The sequence below is a fragment of the Caballeronia sp. HLA56 genome (genome assembly GCF_054655155.1).
This window is the reverse complement of record NZ_BAAHOB010000001.1, coordinates 803,420-821,903: the sequence shown is the minus strand read 5'-3', so window position 1 is coordinate 821,903 and position 18,484 is coordinate 803,420. Positions and strand designations below refer to the sequence as shown.

General features: G+C 62.4%; 19 protein-coding genes. 11 read left to right on the top strand and 8 right to left on the bottom strand.

Going from position 1 to position 18,484, the window contains the following annotated elements; translation table 11 throughout:
- The first annotated feature begins 21 nt into the window (after window positions 1-21).
- Window positions 22-1,077, top strand: coding sequence for a permease (locus tag ACYQ47_RS03845; RefSeq protein ID WP_459904516.1), 1,056 nt, complete (start codon window positions 22-24; stop codon window positions 1,075-1,077).
- 58 nt (window positions 1,078-1,135) lie between these two features.
- Here ACYQ47_RS03845 and ACYQ47_RS03840 read toward each other — a convergent pair whose 3' ends face one another.
- Genes ACYQ47_RS03840 through ACYQ47_RS03830 form a run of 3 tightly spaced genes read right to left on the bottom strand, consistent with a single transcriptional unit; the run spans window position 1,136 to window position 3,687 of the window.
- Window positions 1,136-1,297, bottom strand: a complete 162-nt coding sequence (locus ACYQ47_RS03840) for a hypothetical protein (RefSeq protein WP_250467195.1) — start codon at window positions 1,295-1,297, stop codon at window positions 1,136-1,138.
- Entirely contained in the window at window positions 1,275-2,276 is a 1,002-nt protein-coding gene (gene cydB, locus ACYQ47_RS03835) for a cytochrome d ubiquinol oxidase subunit II (protein ID WP_459904515.1), read from the bottom strand. Before cydB ends, ACYQ47_RS03840 begins: the two co-directional genes overlap by 23 nt.
- Before the next feature lie 4 nt (window positions 2,277-2,280).
- On the bottom strand, window positions 2,281-3,687 hold the full coding sequence (locus ACYQ47_RS03830) for a cytochrome ubiquinol oxidase subunit I (RefSeq protein WP_250467191.1): 1,407 nt from the start codon (window positions 3,685-3,687) through the stop codon (window positions 2,281-2,283).
- Window positions 3,688-4,090: 403 nt separating this feature from the next.
- On the opposite strand from ACYQ47_RS03830, the gene ypfJ reads away from it, so the two are divergent.
- From ypfJ to ACYQ47_RS03815, 3 genes are all read left to right on the top strand, one after another.
- Complete coding sequence (gene ypfJ, locus ACYQ47_RS03825) at window positions 4,091-4,975, top strand: KPN_02809 family neutral zinc metallopeptidase (RefSeq protein WP_250467189.1); 885 nt, start codon at window positions 4,091-4,093, stop codon at window positions 4,973-4,975.
- Window positions 4,976-5,111: 136 nt separating this feature from the next.
- A complete protein-coding gene (gene waaC, locus ACYQ47_RS03820) occupies window positions 5,112-6,122 on the top strand; it encodes a lipopolysaccharide heptosyltransferase I (RefSeq protein ID WP_459904513.1) in 1,011 nt (336 codons plus the stop codon).
- Between the two features lie 155 nt (window positions 6,123-6,277).
- Window positions 6,278-7,177, top strand: coding sequence for a flagellar brake protein (locus ACYQ47_RS03815; protein WP_459904512.1), 900 nt, complete (start codon window positions 6,278-6,280; stop codon window positions 7,175-7,177).
- Between the two features lie 109 nt (window positions 7,178-7,286).
- Here ACYQ47_RS03815 and ACYQ47_RS03810 read toward each other — a convergent pair whose 3' ends face one another.
- Complete coding sequence (locus tag ACYQ47_RS03810) at window positions 7,287-7,937, bottom strand: DsbA family oxidoreductase (protein ID WP_250467183.1); 651 nt, start codon at window positions 7,935-7,937, stop codon at window positions 7,287-7,289.
- A gap of 125 nt (window positions 7,938-8,062) precedes the next feature.
- Window positions 8,063-9,403, bottom strand: a complete 1,341-nt coding sequence (locus tag ACYQ47_RS03805; protein ID WP_459904511.1) for an NAD(P)/FAD-dependent oxidoreductase — start codon at window positions 9,401-9,403, stop codon at window positions 8,063-8,065.
- A 346-nt stretch (window positions 9,404-9,749) separates the two neighbouring features.
- Between ACYQ47_RS03805 and ACYQ47_RS03800 the strand changes: the two genes are divergently transcribed.
- On the top strand, window positions 9,750-10,181 hold the full coding sequence (locus tag ACYQ47_RS03800; protein WP_244829538.1) for an OsmC family protein: 432 nt from the start codon (window positions 9,750-9,752) through the stop codon (window positions 10,179-10,181).
- Between the two features lie 61 nt (window positions 10,182-10,242).
- On the opposite strand, the gene ACYQ47_RS03795 is transcribed toward ACYQ47_RS03800, so the two are convergent.
- Window positions 10,243-11,217, bottom strand: a complete 975-nt coding sequence (locus ACYQ47_RS03795) for a GGDEF domain-containing protein (protein ID WP_459904510.1) — start codon at window positions 11,215-11,217, stop codon at window positions 10,243-10,245.
- Window positions 11,218-11,499: 282 nt separating this feature from the next.
- Here ACYQ47_RS03795 and ACYQ47_RS03790 point away from each other — a divergent pair, with 282 nt between their 5' ends.
- The 4 genes from ACYQ47_RS03790 (at window position 11,500) to ACYQ47_RS03775 (ending at window position 15,287) form a co-directional block, all read left to right on the top strand.
- Window positions 11,500-12,606, top strand: a complete 1,107-nt coding sequence (locus ACYQ47_RS03790; RefSeq protein WP_409014897.1) for a calcium:cation antiporter — start codon at window positions 11,500-11,502, stop codon at window positions 12,604-12,606.
- Between the two features lie 129 nt (window positions 12,607-12,735).
- Window positions 12,736-13,545 (top strand): ABC transporter substrate-binding protein, encoded by an 810-nt coding sequence (locus ACYQ47_RS03785; RefSeq protein WP_244829543.1) that lies wholly within the window; start codon window positions 12,736-12,738, stop codon window positions 13,543-13,545.
- Between the two features lie 84 nt (window positions 13,546-13,629).
- On the top strand, window positions 13,630-14,745 hold the full coding sequence (locus ACYQ47_RS03780) for a succinylglutamate desuccinylase/aspartoacylase family protein (protein ID WP_459904509.1): 1,116 nt from the start codon (window positions 13,630-13,632) through the stop codon (window positions 14,743-14,745).
- Window positions 14,746-14,822: 77 nt separating this feature from the next.
- On the top strand, window positions 14,823-15,287 hold the full coding sequence (locus tag ACYQ47_RS03775) for an RbsD/FucU family protein (RefSeq protein WP_244829546.1): 465 nt from the start codon (window positions 14,823-14,825) through the stop codon (window positions 15,285-15,287).
- Between the two features lie 42 nt (window positions 15,288-15,329).
- On the opposite strand, the gene ACYQ47_RS03770 is transcribed toward ACYQ47_RS03775, so the two are convergent.
- Window positions 15,330-15,665, bottom strand: coding sequence for a hypothetical protein (locus tag ACYQ47_RS03770; RefSeq protein ID WP_250467174.1), 336 nt, complete (start codon window positions 15,663-15,665; stop codon window positions 15,330-15,332).
- A gap of 453 nt (window positions 15,666-16,118) precedes the next feature.
- On the opposite strand from ACYQ47_RS03770, the gene ACYQ47_RS03765 reads away from it, so the two are divergent.
- On the top strand, window positions 16,119-16,493 hold the full coding sequence (locus ACYQ47_RS03765; protein WP_459904508.1) for a hypothetical protein: 375 nt from the start codon (window positions 16,119-16,121) through the stop codon (window positions 16,491-16,493).
- Window positions 16,494-16,763, top strand: a complete 270-nt coding sequence (locus ACYQ47_RS03760; RefSeq protein ID WP_250510095.1) for a DUF1488 family protein — start codon at window positions 16,494-16,496, stop codon at window positions 16,761-16,763.
- Window positions 16,764-16,802: 39 nt separating this feature from the next.
- Here the strand turns inward: ACYQ47_RS03760 and ACYQ47_RS03755 are convergent, their stop codons facing one another.
- On the bottom strand, window positions 16,803-18,482 hold the full coding sequence (locus tag ACYQ47_RS03755) for a response regulator (RefSeq protein WP_250467170.1): 1,680 nt from the start codon (window positions 18,480-18,482) through the stop codon (window positions 16,803-16,805).
- Window positions 18,483-18,484 lie beyond the last annotated feature (2 nt).

Below are 18,484 nucleotides of genomic sequence, written 5' to 3'. Positions count from 1 at the left end.
TCTTCATCATTCGAGTCAAACATGAATACTCACGCGCCCCGACCCCATCGCATCGCGCCCGGCTGGATCGTTTTTCTGCTGATCGCGGTCGTCGGTCTCTTCTATGTCAAATGGTTTCCGTACTACAACCGCGCGTTCGTGGCGGCGAGTCAGCATTCCATCGGCAAGTCCATTTTGATGGGCGCGTCCGCGAGTGCGCCGGCACCGTCGTGGCAAGCGGCGCTCGACTACGCCATGGCTTACGGCAAGGCCATCTGGCAGGCGATGGTGCTCGGCCTGTTGCTCGGTTCGGCGGTGCAGGCGTTGATTCCGCCGCGCTGGGTCGCGCGTGCGCTCGGCGAACGAAACTTCGGCAGCGTGTTGAATGGCGGCTTGATGTCCTTGCCCGGCATGATGTGCACGTGCTGCGCGGCGCCGGTCGTGGCGGGGTTGCGCGCGCGGGAAGCGGCGCCGGGCGCGGCGGTCGCATTCTGGCTCGGCAACACGGTGCTCAATCCGGCGGCGCTGGTGTTCATGGGCTTCGTGCTCGGCTGGCAATGGACCGGGCTGCGCCTCGTGCTCGGTGTGCTGATGGTGTTCGGGTTGGGTTACGCGGTCAATCGCATGGTGACGCCCGCGCAGGCGGCGCAATCACGCGAGGCGCTTGCAAACCTCGTCAAGGAAGATGAGCCGGGCACGGCGTTTTCGCGCTGGTTGCGCATTCTCGGGCGTATGACGTTGCGGCTCGTGCCGGAGTACATCGTGCTGGTGTTGTTGCTAGGCGCGGCGCGCGCGTGGCTGTTTCCGCATATCGGACCGAATATCGACGACAGCATGCTGTGGATCGTCGCATTCGCGATTGCGGGCACGCTGTTCGTCATTCCGACGGCGGGCGAAGTGCCGATCATTCAGGCGATGCTTTCACTCGGCATGGCAGCCGGCCCAGCAGGCGCGTTGCTGATGACTTTGCCGCCCGTCAGCGTGCCCTCGCTCGCCATGCTCGCGCGCTCGTTTCCGCCGAAGGTGCTCGCGTTCGTCACGGCGGCGGTGGTCGTGTTCGGGGTAGTGAGTGGGGCGGTGGCGGCCTGGTGGTTTTGAGCAGACGGGCTCGGGTGCTCAACGACGATCGCCGTCGTGAGCGCCTTGCCCACCCGCATCAATGCAAAGCCGCTCCAGCCTTGATCAACAACTTGAACGGCAAAGCCAGCAGCATCGCGCCGCCCACACCTGTGACCCAAAGCGCGACGAACCAGAAGACCTTCTTCGCGCGCATCATCGCAATAGAGCCGCCGCGTTCAGTGATAGTGATGTTCGCCATGACGCACCTTTCCTCTGAATACCCAATAACTCAGCATGGTGTAACCCAGGATCACCGGCAAAATCACCGCCGCGCCGACAATCGTGAATAGCTGCGAGGAACGCGGCGAAGCGGCATCCCAAAGCGACACGCCCGGAAAAATCTCCTGCGGCGAAATGCTCGCAACCAATCCCGCGTAACCCAGCAACATGAAGCCGAGCGCCACCGCGAACGGCCGCGTTTCGTGCCGCGAACGGATCGAGCGATGCATCGCCCAAGCACAGGCCACGACTAGCGCCGGCACCGGCAGCATCCGATAAAACCACGGCGAGTCGAACCAGCGCGATGCAATGCCCGCGTCCTGCAGCGGCGTCCACACGCTCACCACGACAATCGTTGCAAGCTGCAGCAGCGTCAACGGCCATACGACGCGATACAGCCGTCGCTGCAAATCGCCTTCGGTCTTCGCGATCAGCCAGCATGCGCCGAGCAGGGCGTAAGTCACGACGAGCGCGCCGCCCGTGAACAGCGAAAACGGCGTGAACCAGCCGAAGGCGTCGCCGGCGAAGCGGCCATCGGCAACGGGGATGCCATCGAGAAACGCGCCGAGCGCCACGCCTTGAAAGAACGTCGCGCCCGCCGATCCACCGATGAACGCAAGATCCCACATGGACTTCGTGCGCGACGCCTTGGCGCGAATCTCGAACGACACGCCGCGAAAGATCAGGCACACGAGCATCAACACGAGCGGCAGATAGAGCGCGGAAAGCACGGTGGAGTAGACCATCGGGAACGCGGCGAAGAGGCCCGCGCCGCCCAGCACGAGCCACGTTTCGTTGCCGTCCCACACGGGCGCGACGGTGTTCATCATCACGTCGCGGTCGTGCTGGTCGGGAAAGAAGGGAAACAGGATGCCGATGCCCAGATCGAAGCCATCGAGCACGACGTAGAGAAAAAGGCCCAGTGCGATGATCGCGGCCCACGCGACGGTGAGGTCCATATGTTCAAGCTCCTTCGATGGACTGATGCGGAAGACTCATCGGACGGCGCGCGGTGCCATCGGACGAATCGGGCGTATGAGACGGCGCGCCTGGCAACGCCGGCCCATGACGCAACAATTTCAGCAAGTAGTAGATGCCGGTGCCGAAGACGATCGTGTAGACGATCACGAACGCGAGCAGCGAAACGCCGACCTGCTGCGCGGTGACGGGCGAGACGGCGTCGGCCGTGCGCATCACGCCGTAGACCACCCACGGTTGACGGCCCGCTTCGGTCGTGACCCAGCCCGCGAGCAACGTGATGAAACCGCTCGGACCCATGATCAGCACGAAGCGATGGAACCAGCGCGCATCGAATAATTTGCGCTTGCGATGCAGCAGCCAACCGGCGATGGACATGAGGATCATCAAGACGCCGAGTCCCGCCATCACGCGAAAACTCCAGAACACGATGGTCGAATTCGGCCGCTCGTCTTTCGGGAACGTCTTGAGGCCGCGAATCTCGCCGTTCCAGCTATGCGTGAGGATCACGCTGCCGAGATGCGGAATCTGCACGGCGTACTTCGTCGTTTCCGCTTCCATGTCCGGGATGCCGAAGAGATTGAGCGCGGTGCCGCCTTTCTCCGTTTCCCAGATACCTTCGATAGCCGCGATCTTCGCCGGCTGATACTTGCGCGTGTTGAGACCGTGCGCGTCGCCGACGAAAGCCTGGATCGGCGTCAGGACCAGCAGCAGCCAGAGCGCCATCGAAAAAGTCTTTCTGATGGCCGGATCGCGTCGGCCCTTCAGCAGATGCCACGCGCCCGTCGCGGCCACGACCAGCGCCGCGACGATGAACGCCGCAATCGCCATATGCGCGAGCCGGTACGGAAACGACGGGTTGAAGATGATCGCGAACCAGTCCACCGGCACGACGTGATCGCCTTCGATGCGAAAACCTTGCGGGGTCTGCATCCAGCTATTGGACGCGAGAATCCAGAAAGTCGAGATGAGCGTGCCGATGGCCACCATCAAAGTGGCGCCGAAGTGCGCTTTCGGGCCGACTTTGTTCCAGCCGAACAGCATGATGCCGAGGAAGCCCGCTTCGAGGAAGAACGCGGTCATCACCTCGTAGGTGAGCAAGGGACCCGTGATCGGACCGGCGAAGCTCGAAAAGCCGCCCCAGTTGGTGCCGAATTCGTAAGCCATCACGACGCCCGACACCACGCCCATACCGAACGCAACGGCAAATACCTTCGACCAGAAAAGGCACAGTTCTTTGTAGACGGTTTTGCCGGTCTTGAGCCACGCGCCTTCTAGCACGGCGATGAAGCTTGCAAGTCCGATGGAAAGTGCGGGAAAGATGATATGAAACGAGACAGTGAACGCGAACTGGATACGCGCCAGGTCGATTGCTTCGGGAGTCGCATGCATGATGACTTTTGCTTTGAAATTCACGCGTGCCGTATTGCAACGTGCGGCATGCGCGGGTTGAAACGTCGGTAATTCTGGAGCGGACTGTAGCGCCATTTATGCGTCTCTGTTGCGCTGCGTCAGAAAACGCGCGTTGCGCGCAAATGCCGCGGTTTCAAGGGTTTAGCGAGGCTAATGGCTTGAATGCGCATTGTTTTTGGTATGGAGGATGACTCGTCGAGAGCAGGAATGCGGGCTGCTTTACGCGACAATCGACCGCACTGCATCAAGACTCGTCCGATTCACATTGACGCAGGCTTGTTCGACGAACTTTCACGTCCTCGCGAGACTTCATTTGCGAGACGCGCGAGTACCATAATGGCTTTTGAGCACGCGCCACGCGCGGCTATGCAAGGAGACCCAAATGCGCCTCGATGACGAAGCAGAAAGCAGCAATGTCGAAGACCGGCGAGGCAGCGGCGGAGGCGGCGGATTCAGAGTCGGCGGCGGATCCATCGGCATAGGGACGATCGTCGTCGCGCTCGCGGCATCGTACTTCTTCGGCATCAATCCGATGACCATCATCAACGGCGCGCAAATGCTTCATGGCAACGCGCCCGTGCAGCAGCAAGCCGCGCCGTCGAATACGGCGCCAGCGCAAGACGCCGGCGCCGTATTCGTGCGTCGCGTGCTCGGCAATACCGAGCGAACCTGGCAACACATCTTCAGGACGCAGTTCAATCAGGACTATCCGGCGCCCAAGCTCGTGCTGTTCTCGGGCGGCACGCAAACAGGCTGCGGCACGGGACAAGCGGCGATGGGGCCGTTCTATTGTCCGAACGACCGGCGCGTTTATATCGACTTGTCGTTCTATCGCGAGTTGAAGGATCGCTTCGGCGCGGGCGGCGACTTCGCACAGGCCTACGTGATCGCGCACGAAGTCGGGCATCACGTGCAAAACGTGCTCGGCATCATGGACAAAGTCGATAGCGCACGCGCGCGCATGTCGCCCGCGCAGGCGAATGCGCTTTCGGTGCGCGTCGAGTTGCAGGCGGATTGTTTTGCGGGCGTGTGGGCGGCGGTTGCGCAGCAGGACAATGCAAAGCTCATTCAACCGGGCGATTTCGAGCAGGGCTTGAATGCGGCGGGCGCAATTGGCGACGACCGGTTGCAGCAGCAATCGCAAGGACGCGTGGTGCCGGAAGCGTTCACGCACGGATCGAGCGAGCAACGGCAGCGATGGTTGCGCAAGGGCTTGTCGTCCGGCGATATCCGTCAATGCGATACGTTTTCGGCCAAGACCCTGTAACGCCGTCTAGGCGCCGAAGACGTGACGCGACGGCGGACTTACAAACGCTGACAGCCGTGGCGCGACAAATTCTTTAGAATCGCTGTTTTTCCGGCGCGGCATCGAGCCGCATACACCGGTGCATCCAGGTCTGTCGATGAAGCGAATTCTGATCGTCAAAGTCACGTCTCTCGGCGATATCGTCGAAACGCTGCCGGTTGTCTCCGACTTGCGGCGGGCGTTTCCATCCGCGAAGGTCGACTGGGCCGCCGACGCCGCGTTCGCTGACATCATCCGTTGGAGTCAGGGTGTCGACCGCGTGCTGAGCGCGCCTTTGCGCAAGTTCAAGAAGGCGCGCAACTGGAACGATCTCAAGGAGATCACGGGGTCCATCAGCGAGTTGCGCGCCGAGAAATACGACGTCATCGTCGATATTCATGGCGTGTACAAGAGCGCGATCATCGCGTTCATAGCGCGTGGGCGGCGGCGCTACGGCTATCTGAATCAGGACCTTGGCGAGCGTGGCGCGGCGTTCGCGTACAACGCGCGCTTCGGTCCGCGTCCGCACACCGACGCCTGGCGCGGCATGCGCGTGAGCGTCGCCGATGCGCTGGGCTACGAGATTCAGGAAACGCCCGACTACGATCTTCGACTCCCCGAGCCTACGCATGACCTCGGCATTCCACGCGGCGGCGCGCCCATCGCCATGTTGTTCCACGCGACCTCCGCCGATGTGAAGAAGTGGCCAAAGGATCGCTGGGCCGAAGTCGGGCGCTGGCTCGTCGAGCGCGGCTATCAGATTGCGTTGCCGTGGGGCACGGAGCGCGAGCGCGGCGAAGCGCAGGCTATTGCCGCACTCGTGCCGCAGGCGCTCGTGCTGCCGAAGCTGAGTGTCGAGGAATGCGCGCACTGGATTCAGGCGTCTGAACTGGTCGTCGGAACCGATACCGGGCTCGTCCATCTCGCACATGCTTTGCAGCGGCGCACCGTTATGCTGTTCGCGGCGACATCGCGCGAGCATTTCGGTATCCACGAACCCGGCCGTTCGGTCTCTGTCGGTGATGGCGGAGCGCCGCCTGACGTACCGCAAGTGCTCGGGGCAATACAAAGCGTTTTGGCTCCCACTGAAGCGAATCGCCACGCGCATGCTGGCGTAATAGCGCGTTAAAAAGATTTATGCGCATAAACTTTTGCAGAATGATCGCAAAAGAGGGCGCACGGAAGTCATTTATTAGTGCGCGAACGTAAATTTTGCTTAATAGCCCTTGACGGCGATTCCGCGACCGGAGACGATTGCGAAAACACTTAAGAATCGTCCGATAAATGATCGAAGACTCCGCCATTGATGCACGACAGGCCATCGTGCGTCTTCAATCTGCCGACATCGTGCCGGGCACGCCGCTCGAATGGGCGATCGTTTCCGCCGATGGGACGCCGCTTTTCGCAGCCGGCACTCTCATTCCCGACGAAGCGACGCGCGATTTCATTTTCAGGCAGTTCGATCCGCACCGGACTGCCGGCGACGCGGCGCCTCGACGAAAACCGGAAGAGCCGAGCGAGGAAACGCTCGTTCTCGACGACTTGGGTTTGTCGATCGGCGGCCGGATTGGCGTGCGTGTCACAGGCGGTTCGGGTTCGGCGATGTATGCGAGTCGCGTAATCGGCTTTTCGAATGCACGTCGCAATGGCGAGCGTTCGCTATTTGTCACTCAGCCGCTCATGACGGGATTCGATCCGCTGGACCTCACGCGTGGCGAACTGGTCGATCTCGTCGCGCTGACGGGAAAGGGCGTCTTCCGCTTCGCGTGTACGGTGGATGCGCTTTGCCGCGAGCCGTTCAGTTATGTGGTGTTATCGGCGCCAGGTACGATCCGCCGCCTGCGCACGCGCAAGTTCGTCCGCATGCCAACGCGCATGGCGGCATGCTATGCCATCGAAGGCGACGAGGGCGCGCTCAAACAGCCGGGTCGCGTGAGCGATATCAGTCCCTACGGCATGTCTTTGACTGTCGCGACGCCGAACGCGCGCGTGGGCGATCGTCTCGCACTCTCGTTTCGATTCGCGACCGACGGCGTCGATGTTCAGGTCGATACCATCGCCATCGTGCGTCACGTCGGCGACTTCGATGCATCGACGCAAAGCGCCGCTTATGGGCTTGAATTCGAATCGCTCGAACCAGCGCAGCGTATTGCGCTGAAGTCGTTCATGGCGGAGCACGGTTAGACGGGGCGTCGGCCGGTGCGCTTTGCCGAGCTTACATTCGCGAGCCTGCGCGTCGTCGGCGTCGTGGCCGAGCGCATGCCAGCCCCGCATCGCCCGCTTACCTCGAAGATCAACTCGGAAAGCCATCCGGAAACAATCGCTCGACCGCATTCTCGAAGTGCTGAATCGGCGCGGCGCCACGCAACGCGATGGGCGGCGGCGGTTCCTTGCCCGGCGCGGCTTCGCGCGATAGCACGGCAAACGGCACGCCGCTCACGCCCAGTTGCTTGGCAAACTCTTCGTCTTCGATCACGAGGTCCGTGTAGGTGCCTTCGTCGAGCGCTTCTTCGAGCAACTCGGGATCGATGCCGCATGTCGCGGCAATATCGATGAGCGCGTCCGGATCGCCGATATCGATACCTTCCTCGAAGTAAGCCTTGAAGATCGCGCGATGCACGATATCGAAGCGCCCCGATTCCTGCGCAAAAAGCGCGGTCTCGAACGCCTTGCGGCTGCGTGGCGCGACGGGCGGCGGACGCATCAACACGTTGCGCTCCTCGGCAAGCGGGACCACCGAGTTTTCCCAGGCGTCCTGGGCTTGTTCGCTATTCGGATCAGGCAGCGGGGTGGGTTCGGGACGCAGTTCGAACGCGTGCCAGCGAAGCTCTACTGCGTTGCCATACGCCTTGGCGAACTGATCGAGCACCGGTGTTTCCAGGTAGCAGAAAGGACATGTGAAGTCCGACCAGACATCGACATACAAAACAGGCGTGGTTGCCATGAAAAAACCTCGAATGCAGGGCGATGCATGCGCGCGCCCGGAAAGGACAAAACCGCAAAACCGGTATGTTAGCGCGTGCTGCGAGTCGATGTAGGCATGGCGCGGCGCGTTCAAAATTCGCCGGCTCAGAACCCGCCGTCGAGCTCGATCTTGCTGCCGTCGAAGAAGCGCGACAGACGGAAGGCGCGCGGGTCGACGAGCGGGGTGTCGTTCGCGACGATATCCGCCATCAACCGACCCGCACCCGGACCGATGCCGAAGCCGTGCCCCGAAAATCCCGTGGCGATGAACACCCCGGGCGTTCCGTCGATGCCCGAGATGACCGGCACCGCATCGGGCGTTACATCGATATAGCCGGCCCACGACTGCTCGACCTTCACCGCGCCAAGCGCCGGAAAAACCGCGCGAAATTCGTCGAGCGCGCGCTGGTTGAAGGCCTCGACAGGCGCGGGGTCGAGCGTGCGCACGGACTCGAATACCGTCGGCCGATTCAGCGGCCAGTGGCGCGGACGGCGTAGTTCCTCGAAGAAGCGCGCGTTGAAGCCGAGCTTGAGCGCGCCGAGTTGGCTTTTTAGCGCGGGCAAAAACTTGAAGAGCAGCCGGAAACTGTCGGGCGTGATGTCGCTGTAGTTGCGGAATGCGTTGGCGATGGTATAGCCGCCGTCGAGCCGCTTGCGATAACCCATCGCGTGATTGCACGCGCTCACGTCGGGACCGCCTTCGAGCGGCGCCGTGCGCATGACCGACGAACGCACCATGAGCTGTGGCACATCGACATCGAGGTTGCCCGCGAAGAGCCGCGTCCACGCGCCGCCCGCGACCACCACGCTCGTGCACGCGATCCGTCCGTATTCCGTCGCCACGCCGCTGACCTTGCCGCCGCTCGTTTCCACGCCGCGCACGGCGCAGGGCGTGAGGATCTTGACGCCTCGCTTGCGCAGCGCGGCGGCCATCGCCGGGACGGCGCGTTGCGGTTCGGCGCGGCCATCGCCGGGCGTGTAGATGCCGCCCGCGAAGCGGCGTGACGCGCCGGTCATCAGCGCGGCGGTTTCATCGGCGGAGATGATGCGCGAGTCGAGCGCGTCGCGGCCGACTTTTGCGACCGCGCGCGCGAGCCACGCTTCGTGATCGGCGAGCGCTTTGGCGTCGTCGGCGGCGTAGAGGATGCCGCACTCGCGAAAGCCGGTGTCGATGCCGAGTTCTTCATCGATGCGACGCCACAGCTTCAGACTCTCGAGACTGAGTTCGAGCTCGCGCAGGTCGCGATGTGTCGCGCGGCACCAGCCCCAGTTGCGGCTCGACTGCTCGCCCGCGATGTGCCCTTTCTCGCACACCGCCACCGACAAGCCCTTGGCCGCCAGCGAGCGCGCGGTGCTGATGCCGATCACGCCGCCGCCCACGACGACCACGTCGACACGTTCGGGCAGCGTTCTGTCTTCGTCGATACGTTCTGTCAGCGGTCCCATGTCAGGACGCGCGCTCGTCAAGTCGTGCCGTTACGTTCATGTGTCGGTCAGGTTGAGCCGGGAGGCAATCATGCTAAGGGATGCGCCTCTTTTTGACCATATGAATGAAATTGCCGCGATGTTGCATCGGGGCATCCAGCGCATGTTGCACGCCGTCTGCGCATGCGCCGGCGATCCGCTACGATAGGGCAGGCGCGGCCTCCAGGAGCAAACACAAGCGGATGCGCCGCGTCCGACAGCACCCGTCATCGAGCGTCAGGCACGGCGCGTGCGAACTCAGCGCCGCATGCGTCACGCGCCATTGGCGCCAGTCAACGCAATTTCACCCCATCTCTGGAGAACTTTCATGCAAAAGACAGCATCGGCGAAGTGGAGCGGCGGCATCAAGGACGGCAAGGGTTTCATCTCGACGCAAACCGGCGTGCTCAACGAAGCGCCGTATGGCTTCAAGTCGCGTTTCGAGGAAGGTCCGGGCACGAACCCGGAAGAGTTGATCGGCGCGGCGCACGCTGGCTGCTTCACGATGGCGCTTTCGCTGCAACTCGAACTCGCGGGTCTGAAGGCCGAAAGCCTGGAAACGAAATCGACCGTCACGCTCGATAAAGACGGCGAAGGCTTCACCATCACCGCGTGTCAACTCGATCTGAAGGCGAAGATTCCCGGCGCCGACAAGGCTGCATTCGACAAGGCCGCGCAAGCCGCGAAGGAAGGCTGTCCGGTGTCGAAGCTATTTGCGGGCAACGCGAAGATTACGCTGAACGCCGAACTGGTTTCCTGAGCGTTCGAGGCGTGGTTTGAGTGAAAAGACGCGGACCGGTTATCTCGACCGTCCGCGTTTTTTAATGCCGCGCCGCGTTCTTCCTCTCGGCCTTATGCGCGTACATTTTGCTGTCGCTTTCAATCAGAAGGTCGAAGAAACTCGCATGCTGCGCGGGATCGAACTGCGTCTGTCCAACGCTGAAGCGAATCTCGTAACCGCGTGTGGCCGACGCATTGTGGGCAGCCAGCCTTGCGCGCAGACGTTCGAGCGCGTGGGCGGCTTCCTCGTCGCTCGCGTCGGTCAGGAGCGCGACGAATTCGTCGCCGCCAAGCCTGCCGATGACATCGCTTGCACGCAGCGAAGCGCGCAAGGCATCGGCGAAAGTGACGAGCGCGCGGTCGCCTTCCGCGTGACCGAAGGTGTCGTTGATGCGCTTGAAATCGTCGAGATCGAAGAACAGCAGCGACGCGCGCCGATCGAGCCGTTTGCAGATGTTGAGCGCATGCCGCGCTAGCGCTTCGAAACCGCGACGGTTGGCAATGAGCGTCAGGTCATCGACGGTTGCAAGTTCGATCGCCGCGATCTCCTGTTCCGCGATATGCGCGAGATCGCGCAAGAGGCTGCGCTCTTCGCCGTCGAATTCGCGGGGACGGGTATCGATGAGACAAAGCGTGCCCAACTTGCTGCCATTGGGCACCCTCAGCGGATGCCCCGCGTAAAACCGAATGCCGGGCGCGCCAGTCACGAGCGGATTGTCGTGGAAGCGCGTATCGATGCGCGCATCGGGAATCATCAACACGTCGTCATGCAGAATGGCGTGCGCGCAGAACGACACATCGCGCGAAGTCTCCGGCACATCGAGACCGATGCACGACTTGAACCACTGCCGGTTCTCATCGATCAGGCTCACGAGCGCGATCGGCACGCCGAACAGACGCCGCGCCAGGCGCGTGAGACGGTCGAAGCGCTCTTCCGGCGGGGTATCGAGGATATTCAGCGAGCGCAGCGTGGCGAGCCGGGCGGCTTCGGTCGGGGGTTTGGGCGCGGCGAGCATGGATCTCCGTTTCCTGAGACGGTTTGGCGGCAGGGCCGCTGACGACGGGACAATCGGCAACAGCGCTTATTCTCCGACAAATACGCCAATTCTTCAGCACGAAGCCGAGCGCAGCGCTCGCTTCGACAGTCTCGCGCCGCGCGGCGTTTTCGCTATCATGCCGATGGACCGCGGCCCTTTGTCACGGCGCTTTCATCGCCCTTGCAGCGCACCTTCGTCGCGCAGGCGGGTCGGACATGGTGGCACTTCGCCATGAACCGACGACCCCTTTACCTGATTCGCATGGAGCGCCCATTGAAACTCAAGTTCGACTGGACCGTCATCACCCCGATTCTCGCGCTCGTCGTGCTCGTGGCCACCGCGCTCATTCACAACACCGCGCTCATGGCGCTGGCGGCCATCGCGCTGGCGTTCGCGGTGTTCGCGGCCGTGCATCATGCCGAAGTAGTCGCGCATCGCGTCGGCGAGCCGTTCGGCACGCTGGTGCTGGCCATTGCGGTGACGGTGATCGAAGTCGCGCTGATCGTCTCCGTCATGCTGTCCGGCGGCCCCGAAAAAGCCGGCTTGCCGCGCGACACCGTGTTCGCCGCGATCATGATCTGCAGCAACGCGATCATGGGGCTGTGTCTGCTGATCGGCGGCATGCGGCATCACGTGCAGGATTTTCAGTTGCAGGGCGCAAGCGCCGCGCTCGCCATTCTCTGCGCCATGTCCGTGCTCACGCTCGTCCTGCCGAACTTCACGAGCACCGTGCCGGGACCGGGTTTGTCCACTTCGCAACTCGTGTTCGTCGGGGTGATCTCGCTCGTGCTGTATGTGGTGTTCGTGTTCGTGCAGACCATCCGGCATCGCGACTACTTTTTGCAAGCCGTGCCGGATGTCGTCAAGCTAACCGCCACGGAAGACGACGTGCCCCATGCGCCGCCGCCGACCAACGCCGCCGCATGGACCGCGCTCGGCCTGCTCGTGCTTTCGCTTTTGTCCGTGGTCGGGCTGGCGAAGCTCTTGTCGCCTGCGGTCGAGGCGGGCGTCGCGGCAGCCGGTGCACCCGAGGCGGTCGTCGGCGTGGTGATCGCCGCGCTCGTTTTGTTGCCCGAAGGTCTCGCGGCATTGCGCGCGGCGCGTCTGAACCGGCTGCAAACGAGTTTGAACCTTGCGCTAGGCTCGGCGCTCGCGAGCATCGGTTTGACCATTCCCACGGTTGCGATCGTGTCGATCCTCATCGGCCAGCCTATCTCCCTCGGGCTCGCGCCGAAGGAGATCACCATGCTCGCGGTGACGTTGCTCGTCTCCGTGATCACGCTCGGCACCGGGCGCTCGACCGTGCTGCAAGGCGTCGTGCATCTGGTGATCTTCGCGGCCTTCCTGTTCCTGACCGTCGTGCCATGAGCATCGACGCATGCGGTTTTGCTACCATTCACGGTTTTCCGGCGCGCGCTGCGGGTTTCGTCGACCCGTCACGCGCTTGGCAGTAATCGCTCCGGCGTCAATTTTCACCGCAAGTCTCGAAGGATTGGAATGTCGTTCAAGAAGTCAGTCAGCAAGTCCGCATCGTTCGCTTTCTCCGCGATGCTCGCAGCACTCGCCGTCACCTCGGTTTCCGTTCACGCCAAGGAACTCACGCAGATCCGCTTCGCCGTCGATCCCAGCTACCCGCCGTTCGAATCCAAGCAGGCGGATGGCAAGCTGGCCGGTTTCGACATCGACCTCGGCAATGCGCTTTGCGCGCAGATGAAGGTCAAATGCGTGTGGGTCGAAAACAGTTTCGACGGCATGATTCCCGGCCTCAAGGCGCGCAAGTTCGACGCCGTGTTGTCCGACATGGGCATTACCGAAGAACGCCTGAAGCAGATCGATTTCACCCAGCCGCTCTACGATACCCACGCGCAACTCGTCGCGCGCGCGGGCTCGGGCATTCTGCCGACGCCGCAGGCGCTCAAGGGCAAACGCGTCGGCGTCGAACAGGGCACGGTGCAGGAACACTACGCGCGCGTGAAGTGGGAACCGCAGGGTGTGACCGTCGTGCCTTACGGCGATGAGGATCAGGTCGAGAACGATCTGGTCGCGGGCCGTATCGACGCCATGTTCACCGATGCCGCGCAAGCCGCCATCGGCTTTCTGAAGAAGCCGCAAGGCAAGGCGTTCGCGCTCGTTGGGCCGATTGTCGAAGACCGGGCGATCATCGGTCCGGGCACGGCAATCGGCTTGCGCAAGGGCGACGCCGATCTGAAGAACGGCCTGGACCAGGCGTTCGACGCGATCAAGAAGGACGGCACGTTCAAGCGCATCATGGCGAAGTATTTCGCCACCGATATCTCGATTCAGTAAGCGCCCTGGCGTTTAGCGTTCCGAGTATCGACCGAAAAGGCATCGCTTGCGGTGCCTTTCTTTTTTTACGAGGCAATTCATTCCATGCAGGTCACGCACCATCCGCTCGTCGCCGCTTCGCCTGGAACGGGGCGCGCGATCACGAGCTACGCCTTCGGCGCGGAACATGGGCCGAAGGTCTATATCCAGGCGTCGCTGCACGCCGACGAACTGCCGGGCATGGTGGTCGCGTGGTATCTCAAGCGGCATTTCGCTGAGCTGGAAGCGGCGGGGCGACTGAACGCGCGGATCGTGCTCGTGCCCGTGGCGAATCCGGCCGGGCTCAATCAGAACTGGTTCGGCACGCAAATGGGCCGCTTCGACATGCAGTCCGGACAGGATTTCAACCGGCGCTTTCCCGCGCTTGGGCCGGGGCTCGTCGATGGACTCAAGCAACACTTGACTGGCGATGAAGCGCACAACGCCCGCGCCATCCGCGCCGCTTTGCGCAATGCGTTCGCGGCGCTCGAGCCCGCGACCGAACTCGAATCGCAGCGCATCGCGCTGATGACGCTGGCTTGCGATGCCGATCTCATCATCGACATGCATTGCGACTGGGAAGCCGTCGCGCATCTCTACACGACGCCCGAGGCCTGGGTTCGGATCGAATCGCTTGCGCGCTATCTCGGCAGCGAGGCGCAATTGCTCGCGGACGTTTCGGGCGGCGAGCCGTTCGACGAAGCGTGCGTATCGGCGTGGCGTTATCTGCGTGACGCGTTCGCCGGACGCTTCCCCATTCCTCGGGGCGCGGCAACCGTCACTCTCGAACTGCGCGGCGTGCGCGACGTATCGCGCGAAACCGCTGCGCGCGATGCACAGGCAATCGTCGATTATCTGACGCACGCGGGTTTTATTTCGGGCGATGCCCCCGCGCTGCCCGCGCTCACCAATCCGCCGACGCCGCTTGCCGGATGCGAATACCTTCACGCGCCGATCTCCGGCGTGATTCTGCATGCGCGCGAAGTTGGAGAGAGAGTGCGCGCGGGCGATGTCGTCGCTGAAGTGCTCGATCCGCTCCATGACGAACTCGTGCCGCTCATCGCGCAGAGCGACGGCGTGTTGTACGCGCGGCACTGGACGCGGTTCGCGACGGCGGGAATGCTGGTCGCGCGCATCGCGGGCGCGGAAGTCCGGCGCGAAGGCGACCTGCTCGTGCCTTGAGTTGCCGACGAGTCGTCCCACGCGGTTACCATACGTCGGCAAACCCGGTTTCAATGTCCACGGAGAACGACAGGAACATGCTGAAGAATCTCGATCCCTTGCTCAACGCCGACATCCTCCACGCACTCTGCGCGATGGGCCACGGCGATGAAGTCGTCATCTGCGACGCCAACTTTCCCGGCGATTCCGTCGCGCGTCAGACCGTGCGCGGACAGTTGCTGCGTCTCGACGGCATCAACGCGCCGCGTGCGGTGCGGGCCGTGTTGTCTGTGCTGCCGCTGGATACGTTCGTCGATCATCCCGCCGAACGCATGGAAGTGGTCGGCGACCCGGATGCGCTGCCTGCCGTACAGCGTGAAGTACAACGCGAAGTCGACGACGCCGAAGGCCGCGCCGTTCCGCTCGCGCCCGTCGAGCGCTTCGCTTTTTACGAGCGCGCCAAACAGGCTTATTGCGTGATTCAGACGAGCGAAGCGCGCGGCTACGGCTGCTTCATCTTCAAGAAAGGCGTGCAACTCGCGCCCGACACGCCGGCGCAATGACGCGTTGATTTCTCGAAACTAGCGTACGGCGCCTGACCGCGATCATGAAAACAGAATAGCCGGCCGGGCAACCCAGCGCGGCTTTCTGTCGGGCGCCTGCGCAAGCAGGGTCGGCCCGGCGGGAAGCGAGACATCCACGAGCGTATTACGGCGCGAGCACACCTTGCAGATGAAATAGCAGCCGAAGCTGTCGACGCTAGCTTCGGCCTTGGCGCGCGAGATCCTGCCGTTGCATCGTATGCAGGTCCACATAGATTCACCTTCGTTGTCGGAAAACTGGCTTTGGCTGGTTTCGCGCCGCCAGCGAAGTTCTTCCGATACCGGCTCTTTCGAGACCGGCAACTCGTCGAAGGTCTGCTCGCCATGAAACGCGAACACGTTGTCAAATGCACGCGGCTTGGTGCGACGTGTCTCGTGAAATGACAGTCAGAAAACTTGCTCGATAAGCGATGCCGCCAGTACTGGACAAATGCGGATCAGGGCAGTTTCAACGTGTAGTGATGCTGCCTCACCATGCGCTCAAAGCGAGCGAAAAGCAAACGGTATCGGGGAGGAGCAAGCAGAATGAGGCAGTTTCGGCTTGATATTAAGGCATGCTATAAAAGCTTCGAAAAGGCTTCGAGCCATGCTTTCATTCCCTCAAAACTGCCGGTAAAAAAATAAATCGCGACAGTTCCTCCGAAAGCGCCCACACTATGTGGCGCAGCAGTCGCCTTCGCGTCTGTGCAAGTCGGGGAGCAGGATCATGGCAAAAGGTCAGGTACGCGGAAATAAAGAGGCTAAAAAGCCCAAACAGCCGAAGAAAGTAGAGTCGCCGGCAGCGGCTGTATCGTGGGCCACGCCCAAGAAAAGCGCGGAAGCCAGCGCATCCGTGAAGAAGAAATAGCCTTAGCGCGACATTCGTTCAAGCTGTCCTCGGTGCATGGCGCGACGACGCTTTATTTTGACTTCGCCATCGAAGTGGAAGTCAGACGCCCACCATCGAGTCCCGATGTTTTCTCTTTCCGGACTGGAACCAGCATGACAACGAGACCCAAAGTCAATCCCGCCGTGGCCGTCAAACAAAGCGAATATACGATCGCGCAGAAGTCGCGTGCATCGGCGCTGAGCAACGCGGACAGCGAGCGCGCTCAAAAGCGCCGCGATAATGACGCGCTTATCGACGTCAACGCGAGCAAGTGGCGTTACGTGGGCCCGGGTGTCTAGATGGGAAAGCCCGCGGAAGTCCTCAACTTCCCGAACCCCAGCCGCAGCTACGACGCCGCAAGACACGGCGTGTGCTTCTGGGGTTACGACAGCAAGCGCGAGATCAGCTTTCTGGTCGAGGACAAGATGCTTGCCGCGCTGAATCCCGGCATGGGCACGGGTGAGATGGCGCTACTCGCCACGTTCGACCGTAATCGCGAACGCATTCTCGAACTGGCGAAGGGTCTCTACACGGGCGGCCCGCAGAACCGTTATACGATCCACGAGTAGCGTTCAACGCCGTTCAATCGTCACGTTGTCGCGGCGGCTTCAGTTGTCCAGCGCAATACGCACCGTGCGCGCGAGTTCATCGAGCTGAAACGGCTTGCGCAGCGCAGCGAAGCGCTTTTCCTTGATCTTCGATACATCGACGTCCGCATAGCCCGTTGCCAGGATCACCGGCAGATCGGCACGCAGTTCACGCGCTTTCGCGATCACCTCCATGCCGTTCATGCCGGGCATCGCGAAGTCGACCATCATCAGATCGGGATGGTCCAGTGGCAGGCGCTTGAGGCCGTTGGGGCCGTCGCAGGCGTGCGTCACCGAATAGCCGAGCGTCTGCAGACATTCGACGAGCATCTCGCGCACGTCTTCGTCGTCTTCGACCACGAGGATGCGCTTCGCGCCCGATGCGCTGTCCTCGGGTTTGAGCGCAACGTCGGCTTCCTGCAAATCCTTCGCGCCCAGCGGCAACCAGATTTCGACGCTCGTCCCTTTGCCCGGTTCGCTTTCGATACGCGCCACGCCGCCCGCCTGCCGCGCGATGCCGTAGACCTGGCTCAAGCCGAGCCCCGTCCCTTTGCCGACTGGTTTGGTCGTGAAGAACGGGTCGAACACGCGCGACAGCACGCCTGGCTCGATGCCCGAGCCCGAATCGCTCACACGGATGACCACGTAGCGTCCAGCCGTGAAGGTTTCGTCGGGCGCGGGGCGCTCGCCCGCGTGGATCGTTAGGCGCCCGCCGCCGGGCATGGCGTCGCGCGCATTGATCGTGAGATTGAGGACGGCCAGTTCCAGCTGATTGGCATCCGCCTGGGTCCAGAGATCTTCGGAATCGGAGGTCGTGGTGAACGCGATCGACGAGCCGAGCGAGATCGAGATGATGTCGCGCATGCCTTGCAAAAGCGACGCGACGTTGACCGCTTTCAGATCGAGATTGCTGGTGCGCGAAAACGTCAGCAACTGCGCGGTGAGCTTGGCGCCGCGTTCGGTGGCGCGCTTGGTCGTCGCGGCCATTTTGCGCACGCGCTCGTCGCTGCTGATTCGCGCGATCAATTCCGCGTTCGCCATGATGACATTCAGCAGATTGTTGAAGTCATGCGCGATGCCGCCTGTCAATTGCCCGAGCGCCTCCATCTTTTGCGACTGCACGAGCACGGCCTGCACCTTGGCGCGCTCGTGAATCTCGCGCATCAGGCGATTATTTGCCGATGCCAGTTCCTGGGTGCGCTCGGCGATACGGCTTTCCAGCGAGTCGTTGAGCCGTTCGAGCGCTTCCTGCGCCTTCGAGCGCGCGATCAGATGCTGCTCCGACTCCGCGAGATGCCGGCGCGCATCGTACTGGCGCGCACGCGCCCGCAGCGACGACATCACCGCGCGGCGCAAGGTCTCCGAGTTCAGCGGACGTTCGAGGACGAGCACGTTGCCAAGCCGCTCCAGCATGTCGATACTCGCGGCCGAGCGCCGTTCGGTTGCGCGTCCTGAAAGCAGAATGATGGGAAAGTCGGACCACGCCGGTTGCCGGTCGATCCAGGCGGCGAGCACTTCGCCGTTGTCGCTCTTGAGCGATTCCTCGGTGACGATGGCAGTGCCCGCGCCGCGGTCGAGTTCGGCGGTGAGGCAAACCGAATCGGCGCACGCGAAGCAATCGCGGTCATCGAATGCGAGGACATCGGCGATTACGTCGGCATCGCGGCCGAATGGCGCCACTATCAGAACGCGAAACTCCATGG